Annotated in this window: 16 protein-coding genes and 2 pseudogenes; 4 read left to right on the plus strand and 14 right to left on the minus strand. The window is 41.0% G+C overall.

Annotated features, from left to right (window positions below):
• Nucleotides 1-53: 53 nt before the first annotated feature.
• The 3 genes from D0T84_RS10775 to D0T84_RS10785 form a co-directional block, all read right to left on the minus strand.
• Nucleotides 54-1538: an FISUMP domain-containing protein gene (locus D0T84_RS10775; RefSeq protein WP_163307883.1), complete on the minus strand. Its 1485-nt coding sequence runs from the start codon at nt 1536-1538 to the stop codon at nt 54-56.
• Nucleotides 1539-1584: 46 nt separating this feature from the next.
• A complete protein-coding gene (locus tag D0T84_RS10780; protein ID WP_163307884.1) occupies nt 1585-3012 on the minus strand; it encodes an FISUMP domain-containing protein in 1428 nt (475 codons plus the stop codon).
• A 222-nt stretch (nt 3013-3234) separates the two neighbouring features.
• Nucleotides 3235-4662, minus strand: coding sequence for an FISUMP domain-containing protein (locus D0T84_RS10785; protein WP_163307885.1), 1428 nt, complete (start codon nt 4660-4662; stop codon nt 3235-3237).
• Between the two features lie 725 nt (nt 4663-5387).
• Between D0T84_RS10785 and D0T84_RS10790 the strand changes: the two genes are divergently transcribed.
• Entirely contained in the window at nt 5388-6266 is an 879-nt protein-coding gene (locus D0T84_RS10790) for an AraC family transcriptional regulator (protein ID WP_163307886.1), read from the plus strand.
• Between the two features lie 279 nt (nt 6267-6545).
• On the opposite strand, the gene D0T84_RS10795 is transcribed toward D0T84_RS10790, so the two are convergent.
• The 4 genes from D0T84_RS10795 to D0T84_RS10810 all read right to left on the minus strand — a co-directional run bounded on the left by D0T84_RS10795 (nt 6546) and on the right by D0T84_RS10810 (nt 11744).
• Complete coding sequence (locus D0T84_RS10795; protein ID WP_163307887.1) at nt 6546-7778, minus strand: site-specific integrase; 1233 nt, start codon at nt 7776-7778, stop codon at nt 6546-6548.
• A gap of 309 nt (nt 7779-8087) precedes the next feature.
• Nucleotides 8088-9899 (minus strand): PKD domain-containing protein, encoded by a 1812-nt coding sequence (locus tag D0T84_RS10800; RefSeq protein WP_163307888.1) that lies wholly within the window; start codon nt 9897-9899, stop codon nt 8088-8090.
• Between the two features lie 4 nt (nt 9900-9903).
• The gene (locus tag D0T84_RS10805) at nt 9904-10563 is read right to left on the minus strand and encodes a hypothetical protein (RefSeq protein ID WP_163307889.1); all 660 of its coding nucleotides are present in this window, start codon (nt 10561-10563) and stop codon (nt 9904-9906) included.
• Between the two features lie 38 nt (nt 10564-10601).
• Nucleotides 10602-11744 carry a hypothetical protein gene (locus D0T84_RS10810; RefSeq protein ID WP_163307890.1) on the minus strand — a complete coding sequence of 381 codons (1143 nt, stop codon included), beginning with the start codon at nt 11742-11744 and terminating at the stop codon, nt 10602-10604.
• A gap of 331 nt (nt 11745-12075) precedes the next feature.
• Here D0T84_RS10810 and D0T84_RS10815 point away from each other — a divergent pair, with 331 nt between their 5' ends.
• The 3 genes from D0T84_RS10815 (at nt 12076) to D0T84_RS10825 (ending at nt 15500) form a co-directional block, all read left to right on the plus strand.
• Nucleotides 12076-13071: a helix-turn-helix domain-containing protein gene (locus D0T84_RS10815; protein ID WP_163307891.1), complete on the plus strand. Its 996-nt coding sequence runs from the start codon at nt 12076-12078 to the stop codon at nt 13069-13071.
• A complete protein-coding gene (locus D0T84_RS10820; RefSeq protein ID WP_163307892.1) occupies nt 13064-14020 on the plus strand; it encodes a hypothetical protein in 957 nt (318 codons plus the stop codon). Before D0T84_RS10815 ends, D0T84_RS10820 begins: the two co-directional genes overlap by 8 nt.
• 577 nt (nt 14021-14597) lie before the next feature.
• Entirely contained in the window at nt 14598-15500 is a 903-nt protein-coding gene (locus D0T84_RS10825; RefSeq protein WP_163307893.1) for an AraC family transcriptional regulator, read from the plus strand.
• A 234-nt stretch (nt 15501-15734) separates the two neighbouring features.
• Here D0T84_RS10825 and D0T84_RS10830 read toward each other — a convergent pair whose 3' ends face one another.
• From D0T84_RS10830 to D0T84_RS10855, 7 genes and pseudogenes are all read right to left on the minus strand, one after another.
• Nucleotides 15735-17009, minus strand: coding sequence for a histidine phosphatase family protein (locus D0T84_RS10830; RefSeq protein ID WP_163307894.1), 1275 nt, complete (start codon nt 17007-17009; stop codon nt 15735-15737).
• Nucleotides 17010-17286: 277 nt separating this feature from the next.
• On the minus strand, nt 17287-18972 hold the full coding sequence (locus D0T84_RS10835) for a RagB/SusD family nutrient uptake outer membrane protein (RefSeq protein ID WP_163307895.1): 1686 nt from the start codon (nt 18970-18972) through the stop codon (nt 17287-17289).
• 18 nt (nt 18973-18990) lie between these two features.
• Complete coding sequence (locus tag D0T84_RS10840; RefSeq protein ID WP_163307953.1) at nt 18991-21924, minus strand: TonB-dependent receptor; 2934 nt, start codon at nt 21922-21924, stop codon at nt 18991-18993.
• A gap of 223 nt (nt 21925-22147) precedes the next feature.
• On the minus strand, nt 22148-23764 hold the full coding sequence (locus D0T84_RS10845; RefSeq protein WP_163307896.1) for a DUF6377 domain-containing protein: 1617 nt from the start codon (nt 23762-23764) through the stop codon (nt 22148-22150).
• Between the two features lie 336 nt (nt 23765-24100).
• Nucleotides 24101-24237: pseudogene (locus tag D0T84_RS23295) on the minus strand (IS982 family transposase); the annotation flags it as partial.
• 117 nt (nt 24238-24354) lie between these two features.
• Nucleotides 24355-24540 (minus strand): annotated as a pseudogene (locus D0T84_RS10850) (glycoside hydrolase domain-containing protein); the annotation flags it as partial.
• Nucleotides 24506-25213: a hypothetical protein gene (locus D0T84_RS10855; protein WP_370525493.1), complete on the minus strand. Its 708-nt coding sequence runs from the start codon at nt 25211-25213 to the stop codon at nt 24506-24508. The pseudogene D0T84_RS10850 and the gene D0T84_RS10855, both read right to left, overlap by 35 nt.
• Between the last annotated feature and the right edge of the window lie 121 nt (nt 25214-25334).

Here is a 25334-nt window from a genome sequence, read left to right on the forward strand (position 1 = left end):
CATAAACTGATGGCTCCTTAATTTATCGTTAAATCTCTCCGTAAAGGTAAAAACTATATAAATCTTGTAAAAGATGAGGCAGACCGAAGGCTTACGATGCAACTCTTAACTGTAGCTTTGGCATCCACCGGAGGCAGTTTATCTATCACACAGCGTACCGAACGCCCGATAGCGCGGTAACTGTCGCTTGCTGTGCTGACACTGGTACTGCTAAAGTTCACAAAATACGATTTGGTACCGGTAACTGTGCTGCTCCAGTAATTACCGTGGGTGCCTACATTGCCAAACGATGCGTCGCTAAGGTTGCGGCCACCCGCAGCCGGCAGGTAAAGCGCTTCGGACAGTTTATACCCGCTGATACTATTCGGGTCGAATGTGCCCAAATTAGTCCATGTATTGGCTGTAGCATCGTCAGGTATGCCGCTTATGGTATTACCGGTATAGATAGCGCTCCACTGTTTCTGGCTTGGTACTTTCCATCCTTTAGGACAAGGGTCGCCAACGGCCGCTTCAGGGTCGTAATAGCCGGTGGCATTGCCCCAAAGGTTGTCTTTACGTGTGCTGCGCCAGTCGTATTCGGCAGGTTCGCTACTTACCGATTTGATAAATTTACCATATTGGTCTCTACCGGGAAGAACCTGCCCGTTTTCATCCAGGTCGTTTAAAGCCGGGTTTGCACTATCCTGAGCAACAGCTCCAACCTCAGCGTTGGATGTGCCTACTCCGTTAGGCCATACATTTTCATCCGTCAGGTTCCTCAACTGATGGTCATCGGCTACACGTCCCCACTGAAAGAGCCATCCACTCAGTTGGCAAGGGTCTATTACGCCCACATCTCCAAGGTTTACATGGGCAAAGGCCGTCTTTACCAATGCTGTGCCTTCTTCGTTCCATGCCTTTACATAGATAGGCGACAATTCAGTTGGAGAAGCCTTTACCACAAGTATTTCGTAATCGGCAGCCTGTACGTGCTCGCCATTTACCTCCATCTGGCACGTAATGTTTACATACGTTTTCCTGTTGCCCAGATCGTCAGGATACAGTTCCAGATCAGAAGGAGTATAGGCAAAGGTATCGGTGTTAGCGCCTGCCACAGGATTGCCGTTTACCACCCATTGGTACGATGCCGGCGTCTCTCCTGTATAGGAGGCAGTCAGGGTCATCGTCTGATAATTAAACATATATGGCAGACAACTGGTTACCGTAGCATTAGGATCTATACCGTATATAGGAGTTTCCTCATCGCACTGAGAAATCCACACTTTGCCATTCCAGTATTCGAGGCAGTCGATAGTCGTATTGTAGATAGTCAACCCCTTAGCCAATGTAGTTCCTACATTCATAAATTCGGGGGTTTGTGTCATTGCGTCGCGCTCGCCAATGCTTAGTTGCGGCATGCGTAAGCCTGCATTCTTATTAGAAATAATTTCCAGTACAGAGAAACTCTCCGGCTGCTTATTACTGCCTGCTGTTACCTGCGCCAGAGCCTTGAGTCCCGGCATCAGAAGTAACATGAATAGTATCAATATTTTTTTCATATAATGGTTTGTTTAGATTTCAATATTTAAAGCCTGTTTCCATCTTTTATTCCTTTATACAGCGTACATTGAATCCTAATGCCCGTCCAAAGAGACCATAAGTATCGAGCTTATCTGTATCGTAAAAAGTAAAACCGTATGAGCTGCTACCTTTGGTAGAGGTACTCCAATAGCGGCCGCCAAGACCTACATTATTCAGTTTGGCATTGCCATGAACACGTCCGCCGGCCGCTGGCAGGTAGAGGGCATCTGCCACTATTAATCCGGAAACTCCATCTTCCTCCACAGTACCCACCTGCGTCCACTTATTATTTTCGGCATCAGCAACCGTTATGATATCCAGTGTGTTGCTGAAAGTGTAGCGCCATTGTAACCTGCTCGGCACTTTCCACCCATCAGGGCAAGGATCATCTGCGGTTTTAGCAGGGTCAAAGGCTCCTGTACCATCACCCCAGAGTTTATTATTGCGAGGTTTGCGCCAATCGTATGCTTCTTCTTCTACATCGTTCTTAATAAACTTTCCATAAAGTTTATTACCTGTAGCTACCTGCAAACCGGAAGCGTTGAAGTCCGCAGTTAACGCTATAGTAGAGCTATTGCCGCCTACTACACCCACTCCTGCCGGCCAGACGTCATCGTCGTTGAGTACTTTTCTGAAATGCCCTGTGGTAATACCATCGCCATCCCTTTCGCGTCCCCATTGGAAGTAGTAGCCGCTTAGTTTGCACGGGTCGGTAACGTTCTCATCGCCCAGATTGACATGGGCAAAGGTTACTATCTCGGTAGCTGTGCCTGCTTCGTTCCAAGCCCTTACATAGATGGGCGACAAGGAGCCCTGGCTCGCCTGCACCACGGTTATTTCGTAGTCGGCGGCCTGTATGTAGTTGACTCCTACTCGCATCTGGCAGGTAATGCGTACCGTGGCTTTATTGTTGCCGAGGTCGTCCAAAGGTTTATGCAAGTTATGAGGAGGCTTGTAAGCATAGGTGGAAGTTGTGGCGCCGGGCACCAGTTTGCCGTCTACCACCCACTGGTACGAATCTGGTGTAGCCCCTGTATATGAGGCTGTCAGGTTCATAGTCTGGTAAGTAAACATATAAGGTATGCAACTGGTAACCGCGGCATTGGTGGCTACCTCGTATGTAGGTGTTCCATTCTCGCAGCGGGATACCCACTTCTTGCCGTTCCAGTATTCGAGGCAGTTGATTGTGGTGTTGTAGATGGTCAGTCCTTTGGCAAGGTCATCCTTATCGCCCTGAAACTTACTGGTAACTGTTAGCGCATCGCGCTCGTCTGTGGTTAGTAGCGGCATGCGCAGACCGGCTTTCTTATTGGAAATGAGTTCGAGTACGGAGAATTTTTCCGGCACTTTGTCCTTACCGATGGTTACCTGTGCTTGCGCCGTAACCCCTATAACCATGAAAATGGCCAGCAGGGTTATTTTGGTAATGTGTAGGATATTATATTTTTTCATAAAAGTATATATTTTGACTGATGTTGATTTTTACTTCTTATTGTTAAAAAGTAACATAAGTAACACTTCTTCGTGTACTTTCCATGTGTTACTTTTCCATATCCAAGCTGTTTATATATAGATAATTATATTGTATTTTCTTTAAAATAGTTACATTTTCAATTGCAATAGGCTTGCAAATGGGTTTGGCTTGTCTGAAGGACGGGAAATGTTCGGATAGTTTTATTTACCCTGAATGCAACGGACTGAAAATCCACCTGCACGTCTAAACATGTCCTGCCCCAACGGATATATTTTAGTACTGATGAAGGATAGTCCGTATGAATAGATTGAAGAAGGATCAATAACTGTGCTAGTCCAATAATAACCATAATCCTCACCACTAATCGATGCATCACTATCATCGCGATAACCGGCAGCAGGCAAATACAAAGCCTCATTAATTTTAAATCCGCGAACATTATTGTTATTTTTGTTTTTTCCTGTTCCTATCCATGCCCATTTATTGACTGTTGCATCAATGGGGTTACCGGATGCCGAAGAGTTCGAGTAGATACTTTGCCACTGTTTTTGGGAGGGAACTTTCCATCCTCTGGGACAAGGATCGCCGATTGCCCTCAATTGGTTATAATTATGCGTACCATCACCCCAAAGGGTGATTAACTGAGGACTACGCCAGTCATAAGGAGAAGTATTACTTTTAATAAATTTCCCATAGCGTTCGGTACCAAAACGTATTTGCCCGTTAGAATTAAGGTCGCCTATTGTCGCCATACCATCTTCAGCTGATGCATTATTAGTAGGGTAACTTTCACTATTGCGTTTTTGGTGCCCGTCGGTCCAACGTCCCCACTGATACAGGTCACCCGCTAATTCGCACGGATTGACTATATATTCATCGCCGAGATTAACATGAGCTAAAGCGGTCTTCTCTAAAGCGTCACCTGCTTCGTTCAATGTCATCACATAGATAGGAAACAATTTACCTTTAGTTGCTTCCACTACAAGTATTTTATAGTCGGCAGCCTGTATATATTTGTCATCTACTACCATCTTGCATGTAATGTGCACGGTAGCTGTATTGTTACCCAGTTCGTCTTCGCGAAGAGGAGGGCGTATGATTTCGGGAGAATAGGCGTAGGTGTCGGAGATGGCGCCGTCTACAGCTTTGCCGTTTACCACCCATTGGTACGAGTCGGGCGTAGCTCCACTATATGTCGCTGTCAGATCCATTATCTGGTAAGTAAACATATAGGGGATGCAGCTTTCTACTTTCGCTTTTGCATCCACAGAATAGACTGATGTTTCTCCTTCGCATTGTGATATCCATTTTGTGCCGTTCCAGTATTCGAGGCAGTTGGTGGTTGTATTGTAGATAGTCAGCCCTTTAGCCAGTGTGGTTTTGCTATTACCGAAATCAGAGGTCAGCACTACGTCGTCACGTTCTGTAGTAATCAGGTGTGGCAGGCGCATGCCTGTTGTACCGTTCGATATCAGTTCGAGAGCCGAATAGCTTTGTGGTTCGGTTTCGTTGCCGATGGTTATCTGGGCTTGTAAGCCTGTTGAAAATATTAGATATGCAATACAAGAGGCAATCTGCCGCCACCGTATCTTACCTGTCCTTTTGTTTTGTGTCTTGGTTGTTTTCATAAAAACGTTATTTAGTTCATAAAATATTTAATGAATTATTTGTTGTTGCATTCGCTCCTACAGCCTCGTTATTTACTGCTGATGGTTGATGGCTGAGTGAAAAAATACGGGGAGGTGCTGCCTTACCTTTCTCCCGAGAGGTAGCCAACTTAGTGAAGACAAATAAGATAACATTGCTGAAGACAAACAAAACAATGTAATAGATACCCTCCCCGAAAGTATTTATATTTTTTATAGTATGCGGCAGATAGAAGACAGTAGCCGAAAGAGTTAAACAGCTAGGGAATAAGTGTCTCCCTGTTAACAGATGACCGATGGCAGCTAACTGTCTATTGCAGACGGCTGGCTGTAAGTTATTAGCTGTTGACTGATAATTATTAACTGATAGCTGTGTGTTTGCGACTGTCATTATTACTGTTTTCCAATGATACCCATTATAGGATACCACCCGGAACCTCCTTGTTTTTTGCCTGTCACTTTCTAAGTGACAGATAGGAAGAAAGATGTATAGACAACAGGCTGGTACCCAGAATACTATCCTGCCTCTGGATAAACAGTAGCAGACACATCAGCAAATGAGTAAAACATGAAAAGCCCGTCCGGTAGAAATTAAATTCTAAACGACTGGAAGATAACCACTTAAACTTACGTTAAGGGAGGGTGAAGGATATTTCGTGTCAAACATGCGTCAAATATCTGATAAACAACAATATAAATATAAGGCTATGGTAAAATTGCTTTATGCGGGCGAACACATGTCGTGCCCTAATTACGATGCGGGAGAGTATCCCGCCATCGAAGAAGTAACCATCTCCCGGGAAAGTATCCGCCAAGTACATCCACGGGGCAATAAACTGGTATTTGTCCTTGAAGGGCAAATAGAATATTCTACAGGACAGGTACAGCGTTATCCTGCCTGTAAGGGACATATATTCTTTCTGACAAGAGGCAGGCACCTGCTATGCCGCGCTGTAGAAGATAGCATCCTGTTGGTAATCAGCATCTTCGGTGAAATACGTTTTTGTGACCACTGGTCGGTGGAAGACCTCTACCGAATGAAAGTAGAGACAGTACACGCAGACTCGCAAAGTAGCCCCTTCCTGCTGGAAGCTAATGAAATAATGTATAAATATCTAGATGTACTTACTCTGTGTTACCGGGCAGGACTACGTTGCTGCTATTATAATGAAGGCAAGGCACGTGAGTTGATGTATATTTTCCGTGCCTTCTACCCTAAGGAAGACCTTATGCGCTTCTTTTCCCCTGCCCTTGCCGCCGATTCGCGTTTCTCACAGCAGGTAATGAGCGTTTACAGCCATTACGGCAACCTCAAAGAGATGGCTTCGGCAATGAACTATACGGTATCTGGCTTCGAGAAAAAATTCCGCCGTGTTTTTGGCTGTTCACCTTACCACTGGATGCTGCAACAGAAGGCATTGGAAGTCTGGCACAGTGTGATGACAGATGATATGGACCTCAAGGAAATAGCAGACAAGTTCGGCTTTGGCTCCACCTCTTCTTTTAACACATTCTTCAAACAACAATTCGGTATATCTCCTGGAAAAGCCAGGCAAAATATTCAAAAAGGCGGATTCGATAAATAATCGTGCGTAATACGAAAACACAGGAAAAAATAAGATAGCCTATATTTGCAGGCATAAAGACAACGTTAAGAAGATAGATCTGTCACTTAGAAAGTGACAGGGATTTTACCGTATGTGTCTACAAGAAGCAAATATATGAAAAGCAATCCTATCTGCCGGTTCAAAATGCACTATTTAACATTTTGTCATCGAACATATATTCATAAGCAACAATATAAACAGAAAGAATAGGTATTATGAGTTATGAATTATGAATTTATAACTTTCCATTTCTCATTCTTAATTCCTTCCGTATACCAAGGCACATACTGCTTCGTTGGCTTTATCCAGCCGCGAACGTTCCAGCGAGGCCAGATAGGTATAGGTTACCTTTTCGCTGCTGTGACCCAATCCTTCGCTGATTACCCACAAGGGTATATCATTGCTTTTGGCAATGGAAGCCCAGCTATGGCGGGAGACATGGGTCGAAAGAGGCACATCGATACCAGCCTGTTTAGCCAATTGTTTTAAATGCCTGTTCTGTGAAGACAGGGCTGTTTCGTATTGCAGGCGTTCGTTTTTATCAGCCAGGGTAATAGCCGGGAACACATAGGGGCTGCCTGCCATTTCCCCGGCGAAACTGTCTATCAGCTTTTGCATAACGGGAGTTACCTTGACTTCAATCAGCCCTCCCGTCTTTTTGCGGTAATAGCGGATAAGGCCACCGCTGATGTTTTCCGTCCTTAGGTATGCCATATCCACAAAGCACATACCCCGCGCGTGGAAACAGAAAGTAAACAGTCGCCAGGACTTGTACAAGGCCGCCAAGCGTGGACTGGCTGGCACGTATCCCTGTTCGAGCCACCGGCTGTACTCCAGATTATGGAACTGTTGCATCTGGGTAGCATCCAGTCCCCGCTTCCGGGTTTTATGAAATCCGGTAAATACATGTTTAAATGGATTCTTACGGCCTTCTTCTATCAGTCCTTCTTCGAGGGCTTTGTGGTAGATGGCACGCAGGTTACGCATATAAAAGGAGATGGTATTGGGCGATAGCCCCTCTTCCTTAAGCCGCCTTTCGAAAGATTCCATCAGTGCGGGGGTAGCATCGGTAAAAGGTATAGCTTTCTTTCCCATAAAACGCGAAAGGCGCTTGATTGCCGAACGGTAGGCACGGGCAGTACGTGCCTGCCCTGTAGTTTCGAGTTCTCCTGCCAGGTGCAGGCCATAGTCTGAGAGCTTACTGCTGTCGTAACGAAAATAGCGGATGATACTCTCGGTATCACAATTGTACATGCCACCAGAGTCGGTTATTCGCCCAAAGGTTTCGCGCACCTGCTGCATATAGCAGCGGATGTAAGGGAATTCATCTGCGCCTTCTTCTCCTATCAAACGGTCGAACTCCTGTTGGGATAACAGGTAAGGTGTGGACTGTGTTTTGCTACATCGCTGGTGGACGATGCGCAGGCACAGGCGTCCACGATACTCCCCTCCACGCCGTGAGGGGCGTAGGTAAAAGGTTAAACTTGCCATAGGTCTTTCTTTTAAATTAATCGTAATTTATGATTCCTTATGGATACAAAGATAACAACACTATGGTAGCTTTGGTTGAAAGGAAGATGGAAAGATATTTTTCTGCAACAGGAGATTCCGGTTCTTATCGCTTTTTATACGCAGTATTTCGTCTTAATATTGTTTGCTCTGCCAGCCGAACAAAAATTCCGGCGAACTTCACAGCCCACCGGATTTCTACCTAACACAAACTTTACAAACTACTTGTTATGTAAGGTTAAAGACAAAACGTTTATTTATAGTAATTTAAAGATTAAGTGCATTACCCTGCTAATGGTTAATCCTTATATGCGGATTTACAGGGATAAAATTATTTCCACAACTCTTCACATTTATATTTATTGGTACTTTTCCCGAACTACAACCTGTTGTATTTATAACTTCTACATAAAATGTTATGGTACCTGCCGTATTTTGTATACCGGTGGAATATGTTTTTCCTGTGTAAGCAGGCGTTGTATCAGTCATATTATTATACCAGTTGATAGTCATGTCGTCAGTTACATTCTCTACTGCCATTGTTTCAGAAGAGCCAATACAGACATCATTTGCCAAGAGTGTGAACGAAGGCCATTCAAACACCTTTATTGCCAGTGTCTGCTTACCCATTGCTGTTATTTCATTACCATCTGCGCTATGGCTTGTTACGGTTATTGTGTAATTTCCATCGGCACTATAACCATGTGTGTGAGATTGTATACTCCCATCATCTATATCATAATCTTTTATCGCAGGAGATCCGTCACCAAAATCCCACTGTGTATATGCAAGCTGTTCGCTGCCGACTCCTCTCGATATTGTAAGGGTATATTCTCTTTCTACATAGTCTAAGCAAAACTCAGTTTCACCATCGATTTTGAATTCGAACCACGAAGCAGCAAACGAAGGTAAACCCATATAGGTACTTCCTGAGAGAAAATTATCCAGCCTGAATATCTTTAAGTTACCAAATTGTTCGGGATTTTCTATTACGTAAAAAGAGGCAGGAGATTTGCGGTATACATGTCCGGATATATACATCCTGCCGTCGGGACCTAACTGAAGTGCGAAAGGCATACCGCCAGTATTGGGAAAAGATATCCTTTTCATTTGGTTCTTATAATAATCCTGTGGATCGGCCGAACTCATAAGCGCGTCGAAATCGAACGCATATAGATAATAAATGGTATCTAATCCACTTGCGGTTTTACTTACATACATATATTTCCCCGACCTTGAAAATTCCACTCCATAGAATTCACTTCCTCCAGCTTCACCTGTGATATATTTTATATTGCTGAATTTTCCGGTGTTATTATCAAAATCGCCAAAAAACAGTTTGCTGTCGTTAAATGTTCCCCATACAAAATGCTTTCCATCAGGAGAGATTTTAATATATCCGGTCGCTTTCTCTCCATCTGATACATTGGCAGGGAGCTGAAAAGATGTAGGAGTATCTACCCCATCTGCACTGAAACGCCAGATATTCAGGTAAGATGGATTCCCTTTGCCCGGAGCTATAACCCAATAATCCTCTCCGTTTGCATGCCTGGTGGCTGTAATACTAGCACCTACTTTACCTTTGCGTCCGGCAGGAAAAGGGTTATTTATAGATTCGATACTACCTAAACCGGAGTTACCTTTCATATCGATTACAGTATAGCCCAGTATGTCTAAACTCCACCTGCCAGTAGTCACTATAATATATTTATTGGGATTGCCCGGAAAAGGAAAAAGTATACCAGACTGGGCATTATCTATATTCCCAACCATATCGGTAGTGGGATTCATCAACTCTTTATTAGCATTATACAGTTTAGAGCCATTAGAAAAGAGTAACAATTTACCTTTACTGTCGGATAAAGTAAAGCATCCTTGTGTGGCATCCAAAATGGACGGAATATTGGTAGGCATATCCTTGAGAGTCGCTTCCCCTTTTCCTCCAAACACATAAGGAGCAGCAAAATCACGGGTCGTATTCCATGTAAGGCCAGCCTTAGCGCCAAATATCCAGTTGTATGTTTCACGCTGTGCCTGCATCTCCCCAGTACACAGGAATATAAGGGCGGAAACTATATATATGATTTTTTTTATTATGTTCATTAGCTTATTTTACTATAATGATTATATTAAGGTATGAACCTTCAGGAGCCTGGTCGCTTATTATATCATACTTCATAAACTGATTTCCATAATTGGACGGAAAAGAGATATTGTCAATTAAAGTTGGCTCGTTATGGGTAACTCTAAACTCTATTTCATTTGCGGCATAAACCGGAAGGCCTGCTTTTGTAAATTGTGTCACATATTCTGAATATATCGGATAATAATTATCGACACTAACTTCATTCAATGGCAGATTAAATGATGGCATATAGAAGAATTGCTGAGGCGCTAATGTAGTAACATCCGATTTTATCCACCGGGTACCATCCCAGATATATATTCCCGGTAGTATATTTGACAATGTCGCATCATTAACATTGTACACCATCAAACCGGTATGTTCGATTTCCTCCCCAACGGCCTCGCTTATATCCGAAATAGCAGTCAATGTTGTCAGATTCACTCTTGGCAAACCCAATCCCTTGCTGGCTGTAGAATTGTCTGCATCGGGGTCTACGGGATTCTTTTCTTTCAGATCCAGTAGTGCTCCTTTGTTTGGTTCAATAGCTGAACCAATTGTTACCTGAGCCTTCAATCCTCCGCTGATACTTAAGAAGAATATAAAGACCAAGCTATAAATTATTGTTTTTGAAAGTTTCATTCGTTTTGGTTTTATCCTGTTGTAATAATAAACTTGCTTTACCTCAATGGCTTAGTTGTCATAGTTGCTACTTGGTTGGTAAATCCCATATATCCTTTGCCACCCGAAACATTAACAGCACCAAGGTATCCTCCGTTAAATTCGATACATTGTATCCTGCTGCCACTGTAAGCAATTATATTCGTTTGACATCCCATATAATACTCGAGAATACCGCCCAGCCATCCGGAACTACGGGTGGTCATATTTATATTTGCCGCATGTAAACCATCTCTTCTGAAAAGCCTTATACATCTTTTTGTATTCTGTGTTCCACAATATTGCAATGCATCGGGATGACTTAGCGCTTCTTCTTCCGTATTACATTCAATCGTCTGAACTACCGAATATCCGCTATATGTGCCAGAAGTTACGACATACCATTTCGATCCTTGCTCGAAGACAAAGCCCCTTGCTGTGGTTCCGTCAGGACAATCGGATGGAGGTTGTATGGTGGACAAGTATATAGAACATGTCCTACTTCCTATCTGGATTGAGAAAGGTTTTAAATCATCAATAGACGTAGGTATTCCTGAAAATTTAACAGTAATAAATCCCGACGACGAAGTCAGCACTTGCCTTTCTACTTCAGCCACTATATTATCATAACGTCCGATTATACCTGCCGGTATAGTATATGGGCCTTGCATAGTACCCGATATCTGATAAGGTATTTGTATAGCCGGGGTAGTTCCACTCATATCTTTACCAACATAGCCTGTTACATAAATATCAGTACATTCTATTTCAAGTGCATCTACACATGGTGCCCACAACCGATCCCAGGAAGCACCGTTCCATACATAAGGTCCCGGGCATAAGTCTTCGGGCAGGCTATTGGTCTGGTTATATACTATCAGCCCGGTATGTATCTTCTTTTCATTATCGGTATATGCCTGATCATTTTCATCGAACATAGGATAAAGCTGATCTTTCACCTTGAGTTTTACCCGGGGGAGTAAGAGTCCTTTGTCGGCATTGGTTCCTTTATTTTCGTTTGCTTTCAGTTCCAGTAACATTCCTTGCTTAGGAGGATTCCCTGAACCTATTACCACCTGACCATATACACAGATAGCCGAAACAAAAAATAGTACAAACAGTAAGGGCTTAGTTAGTACTTTTAGAGAAATATTATTATGCATTCTTATTTGAATAATGTGTCTATTAAAATCTGTGTAAGATTTATCCTTAATTTGTCGATACAAAGTTAGGGCATTAGAAAAAGAGATTAGTGAAAAGGATTAAACATAAAATGAGATATTTTCAACAATTTGACAAATAAAAATGTTATATTTAAAAAATAGTCAATGTTGTACTATGTTTCTAACTGTAATATTAAGATTTTTACTTTATTTTGCTACATATAGTGCCCTTTTTGTTGCTACTATTGATTATTCGCAATTGTTCCAAATAAAAAATAATGATACTTTTATGCCCGCATTTTTCACTTTTTTGATTTTATAGATAAAATAAATGGAGACAGAATTAAGGAAGAAAATAACTGCTAAAATTTTAGCGAAAATACCATCATACCTAAATCCCGTTGATTTCTTATATGACGTACTTGATATCAGCAAAGAATCAATATACAGGAGGATAAAGGGAGAAATCTCTTTTACTCTCGAAGACCTGATAAAGATATCCTCAAGGTTATTTATTTCTATGGATGAAATAGTTTATACCAGCCTGAATAACGCGCCGGGACAACAGCCTATCGTATTCCAATCCCAATCGGATAAACTATTCAATCCTCAACAAACCTTTCTGGATTTTCTTTCTACATATATCCATAATCTGGATAAAACGAGTAAGGCAAAGAAACTGGAAGTAATGGTCGCTGCAAACCGGTTAATGATTCTGACCGCAGTACACTACGATCATTTGTTTAAGTTTTATTACTATAGATGGATACATCAGACGCAGCTGAAACCGCTGGACTTCAGCCTGTCGGACACTGTATTGTCTGATAGCCTTCTTACACAGCAAAAGAAGCTCAAAGCGTACAAAAGATCGGGGACCCATACATATATATTGGATATTTATTTTTTAAAAAATACAATCCGGGAAATCCTATACTATTATAACAGGCAGCTTATTTCGGATAGTGAGATACTTCTGCTGCAAAACGACCTGTATAAATTTATTGATGTAATGGAGTATCTTATAAAACAGGGAGATCAGATAGAAGGATACACAAGTTACATCTATTTATCCAATACTCAGATCGATTCGTCAGGGCTATATTCCAAATATGATGATAAAGAAGCAATAAGTTTATGGATATCTTATGGATTAAACATTGGATCTACCAATGTCAGGATGTGTAAGACATACCTTTCTTGGTTCAACTCCCTTAAGAAATATTCGACATTAATAAGTGGGTGTAACGAAATGTTACAGATAAAATTTATAAATCAGCAACGTGACTATATAAAAAATATCACAAACAAGGACTACTCTTATGAATAAAAATATAAGAACAATAATTATCGATAAAATACTGGAACTTATACCTCCTCATATCAAAGCTGTTAATTATTTATCGGAGGTATTAGATATCAGCCGGGAATCTGCATACAGAAGATTAAACGGAAAAATGTCATTCTACATCGAAGAACTTATTATCTTATCAGAGCTATTGGGATTTTCTCTGGATGAACTGGTCGCATTAAAAACAGATAATAGCAAAGTAATCATAGATATGAAAATCAACAAAGATCCGACTGAAGGTTTTTTGGATAAAATGAGAAAGTATAAAATAGATGTAGATAACCGTTTTGTAGACAAATCCTCAAGTGCAATATTTGCATTGAATTTCTTCCCCGCAGAATACTGTGTTCATAATAGAAATCTGTTTAAGATGGCTTATTATCTATGGCTCCACTGGAAAGACAGAGGTATGGTAAAACCTAGATTCTCGGAAGTAGAGGTTCCTGCAGAATTAGAAGAATTGAGAAAAAGTATAAATATTAAAGCAAGAATGTTGAGAAACAATACGTTTATTTTAGATCCTAACGTGTTTCTTACCCCTTTAAAATTAGTTCATTATCTTCATGATCTGGAGTTGATAAACAAAGAAGAAATAAAAACAATAAAAGAGGATATGCATCAAGTACTCTATTTCGTAGAAAAAATGATGAGAACCAGTGCTTCTAATTCAGGATCGAATAACTATTTCTATTTATCCAGTTTTAATATCGATGTAAATAGTGTATATTATGAATGGAACGGGAAAGTAGCTTCATCTTTTTCTCTCAACTTTTTCAATAGAATAGTACTAACCAAACCCGAGATATGCGAAGCCCACAAGGAATGGTTTTTATCAATGAAAAAATATTCTACTTTAATCAGCGGATCAAATGAGATAACTCAGGCCGAATACCTTAAGAAACAGCGGGAATACATAGATTCGTTGTAATCGACATTATTCATATTTACAAAAGAGAGCTTGTTTACTGATAAAGAAAGCAGCCTGTAGATCAAATATACGAGGACGAAGTTTAAGGTATGGCTTCATCTGTCAGGCATTCTTCCCTTTTGCTTGTTTATTAACATATTATATTGTATTTTTAAAGCGAATTTCAAAGCTTTGTTAACAACGGGGAGGCTCCGCCCGGCTACTTTCCCAAGCGGCAGGCAGGCTAAATAAAGACAAATAAGACAACATTGAAGACAAACAAGACGGTAAAGTCTCCTCCCCGGATGTTAAGGGAGATACCGGATGATTGGAACATGCTGGCTTTTGTATCTGCGTATTAACAGATACAATTGTTTGCATAGCAGACAGCCATTGCATATATCTATGAAAGTCCTACCATTGCAGTATTGCTTTTGTAGCTGTGTGCATTTGCTTATTTCTTATTACCGTTTTTTTCAGTTATGCTATTACTGAAAAGTCTTTGTCTCTATAATATCTAATGTAAAGCGTTAGATAAACAGGAGTATAAATAAAAACAACCTGAAACGAATCAAACAAGACATAAACAATCACGATCATGGCTAAATTATTGTATGCAGGGGAGCATCCGGATAGCCCCAACTACGACAACAGGCTCCATCCCGCCATAGAGGAGAAATTCATGGAACAAGGCCAATCATGGGAAGTGCAGCCCTGGGTCAACAAGATCATATTCATCCTGGAGGGGGAAATAGAATATTCAACGGGAGAATCGGGATACTACGTTGCCCACAAGGGACAATTCCTATTCCTTGCGGCCAACCGCAGCCTGTCGGTACATGCCGGACAGGGGGCGCACCTCGGCATTATCCGCCTGTACGACAAGATACAGCTATGCGATAGTTTCCACCTGGAAAACCTGACAACCACAGGGCAGGCCAAAGCAAATCCAATCAAGGGTAGTAAAAAACACTTTGGCGACAATACCGGAACAGGGCTCCTGCTGACGGCTAACCCCATAATGGAACGTTACCTGGAGATACTGACGATCTGCCACCGGCAAGGGCTGAAAAGCCGTTACTACAACGAGTGTAAGATACGCGAACTGATGTTCATACTCCGGGCTTTCTATAGCAAAGAAGACCTTTACCGCTTTTTTTACCCGGCTCTGACGACAGATACCTGGTTCTCCCAGTTCATCATGAGCAACTACAACAAATACGATGACCTTGCAGGGCTGGCTGCGGCCATGAACTACACGGTATCCGGTTTTGAAAAGAAGTTTCGCAAGGTCTTTTATGAAGCTCCATACACATGGATGCGCAGACAAAGGGCACAAGAGGCCTACCACTATATCAAGACCAGCGACAAGTCCTTCAAGGAGATAGCGGAGATATTCGGGTTCAGCACACCTCCCGCATTTATACGGTTTATCCGGGAAAACTTTGGCATGACACCGGGCGAAATACGCAAAAAAAGCAGAAAGGGCGGAAATGAGTAAAAGCCATACGGATACAGGTAGCCGTTTTGCAAAAAAGCAGATAACATAAACACTTACTTTGATAATTATTGGCATTCATACCCAAAGCAAAGGTAATATCACAGATAAATGCACAAAGGATCTATCCTAACTTCTTCTCATTTAAAAGAGGGTGTGTCAAAAGTAAATTTTGACTCACCCTCTAATTTCAATATTAATGTTAATCTATAGGCTTCACAGCTTTTTCTTTATATATTATCTCAAAAGAGATCCATAATAATCTTTTACATCTGCCCATTTGTAATAGGGTAAAATATCGCTCTTAACAGGAGGCACCTTCACTTCTTTTTCATGAAGCAGGAATTTCACTATAATATCATCCGGATCGTTCTTTTTACGGAAAAATACAATTTGAATATTTCCGGCCATCGGTGCTACCTTGAAGTCGCACCATGCCTTATAATATTCATCCGGATCGGACTCGCTGTTATAGCAATTGTCGAGATGCAACAGCATAGCCAAAGGAATGATATTGCCATCGTGTGCAAAACGCAGATCGGCCCCTTTTCCTTTACTTGATACTATCAGATTGGCTCTGTCAAGAATATCCCTTAAAAGCGGTTTGCAATTCTCAAACATCAATCCTCTGTTTATGGCAGCATTGGCATCGTTCACATACGTCTTGTAGTTCCGGCATTGCCACAGGTCAAACAGTTCCTGCTTTTCGAAAATATCATAAAGAGACAACTTTGTTTCTATATTTTGCATCCCTCCTGCAATAGCAAAGAGTTGCCACATAGTTTCTTCCGGATTAACTTTTCTGAGAATGTAGTCTGCATCTGAAAACAAGGAATTGATCAGGCGCTCAGGCTTTACATGCTCCTGGGTAAACTTACGGTGAGCTTCCCGCCAGGTATCTTTAGCCGAACGGAATTCAATAGCTTCTTTGGTATGATTGTTCAGATATCGTTGCCATTTCATTCCCGAGTTACGCTCTATCTGTATTGTCGGATTCAATTCCTTCAGTTGTTCGCAAAAAGCATCCATACTGAGCACACAACGGACAACGGTAGTTGCAAATGCTGTATATTTCCCATCTTTGGAAAAGACTTGCGGATATGCTGCATACATCCTTTCGGCAATACCTTTATGCTCTTGTATTCCTTTGGGTGAAAGGTCTCCCCCGCGATATTCGGCTTCTTTCCATACTTCCTGCAAACGGGAGCAGACGTCCTTTCCCAGACTGGTAAGCGCATTATTTTTGGAGGCGTCTTCAAACCTGTCGAGAAGGTTTTTGTAATCGCTGTCGCTGATAAGATAGCGTGACCCATGACGCCCGAAGTGGCTGATATAGAACGCTTCATACCCATTAGGCGGAGGTGTATATGGTACAATATCCTGAACGGGATATGTATAATAAACGCCTGCGGTCTTCTCCGGAGTGGCAAACATCTCTTCTTTGGTCGTCTGAGAGAATGCCATGCCCAAGTATACAATCCAAAGAAATAGTAATAAACAAGTTTTTTTCATGTTCTGTTTAGAGTCTGTTTAAATTTTATAGCAAATCTTTTTTATAGCTATTTTTAGATGTATTTTATCATTCTTGCTAGCAGGTTTAGCGGGCTAAACCAAGAGTAAAAAGGAGAAAAGACGGTAAAAAGAGCATAAAAAAATTGCTAAGAACTATTGACCTGAACCTGTAATAAAAATTTTCGCTAAAATTTAAACAGGCTCTTAACTTTGGATAAAAAAGGTTGTTGTAATCCTAATCTTGAATACAAACAACCTTTTTTACCGGTATTAAAGACTATTTGTAATCAGGGTTTTGAGTCAGGTACGGATTAACAGTAAATTCTTCCTGAGGAATAGGGAACAAATTGAATTTGTTATCCACATCTTTCCCTATATAATTACCAGCCTTGCCGTCACTACCTTTCCAATCCCAATTGTGTGCCTTTGTAAACTTACCGAAACGGATAAGGTCGGTACGGCGAATCAGTTCTGTATATAGTTCACGCCCTCTTTCATCCAGCAGAAAGTCTAATGTCAATTCCGATTCTGATATTCTGCCTGATGCATCATTGCCATAGGTTCCGGACATATACGCCCTGTCTCTTACCTGATTTACATATCCGAGGGCTTCGCTCTTACTTCCGCCTCCACCTCTCAATATAGCTTCGGCAGCCATCAGGTAGGCGTCTGCTGTTCTGAACATCGGATAGTCTACCGAAGAATAAACCGTTCCTCCTTCTACAAGTTCCGACCCGTCTGCTTTCACATTACGCCACTTGGTACACGCATATCCATTAGTAAAAGTTCCCTGGAAATCTTTTCCGTCTACCCAGGTTTCTTTCGTATGGCCTACAGTAAAAAATTGAGCCCTCTTATCTTTTTTGTTATTACCCCAAATATCATTTTCATCAAATGTCTGGTCGCTTTCATCAAAGAGGTTTACAAGTTGGGTCGTCATGCGTGCATTCCCCCATCCTCTCGAGCCTACTCCTGTTTTCAGGTAGTTGTTTATAGACCCGTTCATCAAAGCCTTAATATAGAAATTCGTTCCGGCACTGCCCTGAGCATTATCTGCATCCTGTACCAAAGGCCAGATAATTTCGGAGCATGTATTATTATCAGCTAAGAAAATATGGCGGTAGTCTGATGCCAAAGGGTAAGAATTATTTTCTATAATCATTTTTGCATAACTGTAAGCTTTCTCATATTCTTTTTTGCCTACATATACTTCCGAATTCAAATAGATACGTGACAACAGGAACCATGCAGCTACTTGATCTATACGTCCATATTGGTTTGCCTTAGGTTTTTTTAATTGTGGCAACACATCTTCTAATTCGTCTATGGCATAGTTATAGATTTCTTCCCTCGTCTTCTGATGCGGCAGAGTACCTACTACCATTACCTCGTCAACAAACGGCCCCGATCCGTATAAATCACATATCACACTATAACAATACGCCCTGATAAACCGGGCTTCGGCCACATAATACTGATATTCGTCTTTCAATTGGTCGTAAACACCCCTGTCTCTTAGTTTCGATTCTGTACATTCGTTTATAAATTCATTACAGTAATTTATAGTCATATACAGGCGATAGTACGGATATTTGATAATAGAAGTCGATGGATTCCAGTTTACATAAAGTAAATCGCGGGAGCCCTGGCTGCTTCCTGCATGCAGGATAATTTCGTCTGAAACGGCTACCTGCAAATAAAACAGGGCGCGGGTGTATCCGCTATATCCTTCGTCGATACCTCCTACGTCGCCGTCGCCGCTGTCGCCACCTTGTTGTCCGGTCTGGATAAGAGACGCATAACATTTTGCTATCACCCCTCTATATCCTTCTACAGTTTCGTAAACGTCTTTTGCTACTAAATGGTTATCGTCCAATGGCTGTGTATCCAAGTCTCCCAGACATGAGAAAAACAGGCTGCAACAGGCAAACAGAATGGATGCGATTAATATTTTTGATTTCATATTTTACTGCTTTTATAATTAGAAATTTAGATTCAAGCTAAATGAATATATTCTTGGTCGTTGATATGTATTGCGGTCGATACCCGAATATACTTCCGGATCGATACCCGAATAATCTGAAATCAGGGCGACATTCTGGATATTGAAGGCCAGTCGCATAGACGTCTTGTTATTCCACAGGCGAGGCAATGTGTAACCGAGTGTAATGTTATCCAGTTTGAAGAAGTCTCCTTTTTCGAGGAAATAATCAGAGAATTTACGCGATTGTGTAAATCCTGTCTCCAATGTAGACCGCATGATATTGCCGGATGTACTTCCATCGGCGCTATAGAGCTTATCGTAAGAATCCCTTGCCGCCTGATGGTTGAATACATAGTGTCCAAAACCTCCGTGTGCATTTGCTCCCAAGTCCCAGTTCTTGTACGATACACGTGTGGATAATCCGTAGAAATACGGCATCTGCGAACTCTTACCAGTCATATATTTATTCTTGTCCGATTCGCTTGTTACAATTTCTCCGTCTGGAGCCACATATTGTCCGTCAAGAGGTTTCCCATTGTCGTCATATGCTTGTTTCAATAAGAAATAGGTATATGGCGTTTCTCCTACCTTGTGCCTTTGCACATAGTCTCTGCCGCCAATACTGCCTGCGTTGATAGAGTTATTGTCGCTGTCTATAGTGTTTAGCTTGGTAATCTCTGAGGCGTTCCATGTAAAGTTTCCACTGATAGTCCATTCCCAGTCTCTGGTTTTGACAGGTACGGCCGAAACAGCGATTTCAACGCCCTTGTTCTCCATATTACCTATATTGGTGTCTATCTTGTTTGTATAATTACTTCCGACAGGTACATCGATAAAGTTTAATAAATTTTTTGTGCGACGGGTATAAACATCGACGCTACCATATATGCGGTTGTTCACGAATCCGTAATCTAATCCGATATTGTATGTCGTTGTCGTTTCCCATTTAATCTGAGGGTCGTAGCCATTCGGGCGATAAAGCGTTATCCATTCATTTCCGAACTGATACCGGGACGAGTTATACGAAGAAGTATATGTTCCTAAGTGCTGGTAATATGATCCGATATCCTGTTGGCCTGTCTGGCCGTAGCTCAGCCTCAATTTAAGGTCTGACAATGCTCCAATATTTTTGATAAAAGGTTCTTCCGTCAGGCGATACGCCAATGCAACAGAAGGGAAATATCCCCAACGGTTATCCTTCGCAAAACGGGACGATGCATCGGAACGCAAGGTGGCTGTCAGGAGTAATTTTTGAGCATACGAATAGTTTAAACGTCCATAAAAAGATAACAAGTACAACTCGGCTTCTTCCGATGTAGGGTCACCATACACATCGCCTTTAGAATCGTAGGTGGTGGCGCCGTTTTTGTACCAGAAACGCTGCCAGCCATAACCAGCCATTGCGTTGATACTGTGATTTTCTAAGAAATCTTTTTTATAATTGGCGTACAAGTCAATCAGGTAGTTCCTTTTTTCCTTTTCAGAGATATCTGTTTTCGCCGAGCCGTCCATCAGATGAGACACGTACATAGCCGGTGCATTATTCGGAATAAATTCATCTTTATCTTGTTTACGTATATCATACCCGAAATTGGCGTGTAATGTGATGTCTTCCAGGCCGTGTATACTATAATTTGCGGCCAGATTACCTGTAGACCGTTTGGTCTTTTGCATCTTATCGGCCAAAACCAGATCGGCAACCGGATTACTGCCGGCTTTTGTAATAGGATTTCCATTTTCGTCCATCCACATAAAGTATCCGAGGCCTACATTGTTTGGGTAAGTTGCATATACCGGGCGTGTAGGGTCGAAAGTGGAGGCACTGCCTATTGTACCACTGGATACCAGTTTTTCATTTTCTATACTTCCTTTTAAATTGATATCCAACTTCAGGTGCTTGTCGAAGAACTGCGGAGCAAAGCCTACTCCCAGACTTAAACGCTCATAATTGTTCTCTTTAACTATTCCATTCTGGTTATAATAACCGAACGAAATACGGTAAGGGACGTCTAATACTGCGCCCGTAGCCGACAGGTTGTGATCTGTACCAAAAGCCGTTCTGGATACCTCTTTTTGCCAATCGGTATTGACATCTCCTAGTTTATAGCCATCGGGCACATTGTTTGCATGTTCTTTAAATACTTCGCGGTAAGTAGTGGCGTCCAATACATCCAGAAATTTGGTTACTTCACTGATAGAGAAACTGGCGCTGTAGTTTATGTTAACCTTTCCTTTGGTCAGGCTTCCCTTCTTGGTTGTAATAATGATTACGCCATTGGATGCCCGGGAGCCATAAATAGCTGTCGCCGAAGCATCTTTCAATATAGTAAAAGACTCGATGTCTGCCGGATTGATAGAACTGATGGATGTACTTTCTACAGGAACCCCGTCTATTACAAGCAACGGGTCGTTGGATGCGGCCAGCGATGCACCCATACGTATACGGATAGTTCCTTCTTCGCCCGGCGCTCCGGAACCCGGAGTAACGCTAACCCCTGCGATTTTTCCTACCAGCGCATCTTTGGCTGTCAGTACTTTTCCTTTACTTAATTCATCGGGATTGAAAGTGGTGAGAGAGCCTGTGACATCTCCTTTTTTCACCTGCCCATAACCAATAACAACGACTTCGCTGAGCAATCCTTCATTTTCGAGAAGGACGATTGACAGGTTACTCTTTCCATTGATTGGCACTTCCTGGGTTTCAAAGCCTACATAGCTAATGACCAATACGGCATTGGAAGGTGCATTAATCTTAAAAAAACCGTCAACATCTGTAACCGTACCGTTTGTAGTTCCTTTGACTACTACATTTGCACCGATAATTGCTTCCCGGCTTTGGTCTACAATCTTTCCTTCTACAAGCATGCTTGTCTGAGCGTAAGTGTTAGAGTAAATCAACATACTCATAAGAAGAATGAAGATTCCTTTCATCGTTTTTCTTTCAAGTTTACATTTCATAATTTGTGATAATAGATATTGGTTAAACTTTTTCTGAGTTAACAACGAGACAAAGTTATGACCTATCAACCTTCTTTTTATATGAAAGGAGAAGTACTGAGTAGATGCCAATCTAAACCAACAATCTGTAAATGAGAAGCAAACAAATGTATTTACAATAGAAAAAAGTAGATCGAAAAGACTCTGACGGGAGAATTTATTTACCAATTAGTTGGATTAAAACGGCAAATTCTTCTTTCGATACGGCCAGTTTATTATGCACCTTCAGTTTATAATTGTATACTGTCTGTGGAGAGTAATGCAGGAAGCTTGCAATCTTGCTACTATCGTTAATTCCCAGCCGGATGAGAGCAAACACCCTAAGTTCGGGAGTCAGTATATCGTTACTTTTGGGAATAATATGCTCGTCGTCCTTTAATAAGGCATTAAATTCATCAACAAAATTAGGATAAAGGTTCAGGAATATGACATCAAAATTATGGAAGAATTCTTTCAATTCATCAGATACTAATGTAGAGTTTGTTGCCTTTAATGCTTCTTCTGCTTTTCCGGTTTTCAGTTTCCGGTTTATATTGATGCGGTATGCTTCTATTTTGTCTATATAACTGGAACACAAGTTGAAAACATACCCGATATACTCTTCTTTGACCAGATTGGATTCTGAAAGTTTCTTGTTGAGTTCGCTCAGATATGTATTCATTTGCTTTACTTCTTCATACATGTCTTTTATCCGTTTCCGGGCTTGGGATAGCTTTTTCAACTGCTTGTATATGTATATTATAGAGATAAGGAGTACGACTGAAAGCAATGAGATGAGGATTAGGTATTTCTTCAAACTTTCTTTTTCCTGAGTTACTTTTTTATCATATGCCGCTACTATAATAGGCAATGTTTCCGATATCTCCAATGTTCTGAAACGGGCCTTGCTGAAAGTAGCATCTTCCATCGAACATTTAATGTATGAATATGCCCTGTCCAGATCACCTTCCTTATATAATATGATTGCTAGTTTTCGCAAGGAGATATAACTTTTTACAGCTCTTCGCAAATCGGATATAGCCGATATAGCGAGGTACTTCTTTTGTTGCTCCGTATCACCCAGTTTTTCATAAATATCAGAAAGCCCGTAAGCTAAAGAACCAACGATAGAGGCATTATCTTTGTTTTCTTTATAACACTTTGTCATCAGAGCCAAGGCTTTGTCGTATTGCCCGAGTTCGACCAGTTTTCCGTTCTCTACCAGAAGATAACCTATACTTTGAGGGTCATTTACCTGCAACAGCGAGTCTTTATACAAGCTGACCAAATGTCCGTAATGGTTTTTTTCTTTCTGGGACAAGGAATTTTCGTATAACAGCGAATATGTGGAATGGTATAAATGGTAATAGTAAGGCAACTGATCTTCATCCAAATCCTTTTTATCTATTTCATCTGCGATATTAAAAGCCTCTTTATACATTCCCATTATTCCCAGAATTTCGGATATATTCATATCGGCCGTATACTGGTATTGCTTGTTGCCTATAATCTGGGCAATGTCGTATTTTTTTGTCGCCATATATAAGGCCGAATCCATATTATAGTTCCTGTATTCTCTGTATAGACGATGGTATATTTTGTAAGTGTCTTCTGTATTGCTATTATGACTTAGCCTCGACTTTAAGCTGTCTATCCGTAATTCTTTTGTCCGGTTAAATTGTGTTTTATTATTTATTGTCAAATCCAGTTCATTCAAAAGAGAGTCCGACAGATTCTTTGCCCCGGACACAGGCAGGATGAAAAATAATAATAACAGAAGCAAGAAGTGTCTCATAGTATGTGACTATTGATAGTTTTAGTAGCTTATAAAAGTAATATTTATTCGTTTGACATCAATAAAATATTTTCATATTTTTATTATGAACTTTAGGGCGTAATATTTTAAATACACAGATCGGTCAATAAGTAACTGTTTAAATTTTATTCGTTCCAATTTTTAGAGATGTTTTAGAGATGCTTTTTTCTTCCTCGAAACGATAATAGCGGGCTATTTGAGTTGAGAGAAAGGAAAAAACAGCCGAAAACAGACTAAAAATGAACGAAGAAAAAGTATAATAAAATATTCGTATAAAATTTAAACAGTTACTAAACCTTTTTCAACATTTTGATAAATAACTCCAAGACGAGGGATATTACCATGTTCGTTTACCAGATTATAAGAAAATTGCTTGCAGAAATGAAGAAATTTTGCAGATATTATACATATAAGTTGTGCATAGGACGATAAGCTATTAAAAGTTTAACCACTCATAATCTGTTAAATTTCAACAATATGCACAACTTATTTTTTAGAGATCTTATTTCTTAACTAATTAATTCCACCAACGGGTTTTAATTAATATGATTATCATCCATTTCAAATTGATGGCTTGGTTCGTTCCCATGCGCATATTGCCCGATAAGCCCTGTTACATCGAGTACATTGGCTTCGATTTTAGCCTCAATTGTAAATAGTGAGTCCAACATATCCCCAAAGCTTTCTTTCCCACCCATAAGCTCAATCAAACCCGGTACATCATGCTGCACATGCCATGTATATTGCCATGAGGAATAGCTTCAAAGTATTGAGGTCTGTACCCAGGGGTTGCCCGGGGTCGTCTGTTGCCAGTTCGTCCCCATGTGGGGAAAGGTCAAAAAAGAAGGCCTTCTTGCTGATAAAGAAATCATGGTTGGTAAGTGTATGATGATTTCTCACAGTAGCCAGAGGTTTTTCCATCCATTTCTGGTCGATGTAGTACGCCCCGAACTCCCCTGAACATTTTCCCTGCTTCATATACTTTTCGATAAACCACAGGTAGGGGTCATTCTTTAATGAGCCGCTGCTCGGTATATCCGTATCGGGAATAGTTCCTTTGGCGGTAAATTTGGAACTGCCATCTTCATTTACAAACCATACTTTTACAGGGAGTTTCGGACCATTGAGTACAATGCGCGAATACAAACTTGACGGGCGCATATCATATCTTATTGCCAGCAGGTTATCCGTACCACACAGCGAAGAGGCGACATTGCTGGTAGAAGCAATATTAGGATCATAAACCACCACCCCGTTGATTTTATCTTTAAAGTATATTATTGCCTCCTCTACTGATTTCAGTGCGAAAGTGTCTTTGCTTGCAAGCCACTTGCCCGGCTGCCGGTATTTATCCCACCAGTAGTCGTCAATATTGATATCACCATCCGCCACGTAACGGATATAAAATAAAGGCTTCTCCCGGTTCACAACTCCTTGTAACCTTGCAATTTGGAAGCATGCAAAGTTACGGTCAATTCAAATCAAAAAAATCAAAGATCGCTCGTATCTTATATATAATCAACACATTAAGATTTAAATTAAAATATTA

The sequence above is a fragment of the Dysgonomonas sp. 521 genome, from assembly GCF_010501055.1.
Lineage (GTDB): Bacteria > Bacteroidota > Bacteroidia > Bacteroidales > Dysgonomonadaceae > Dysgonomonas.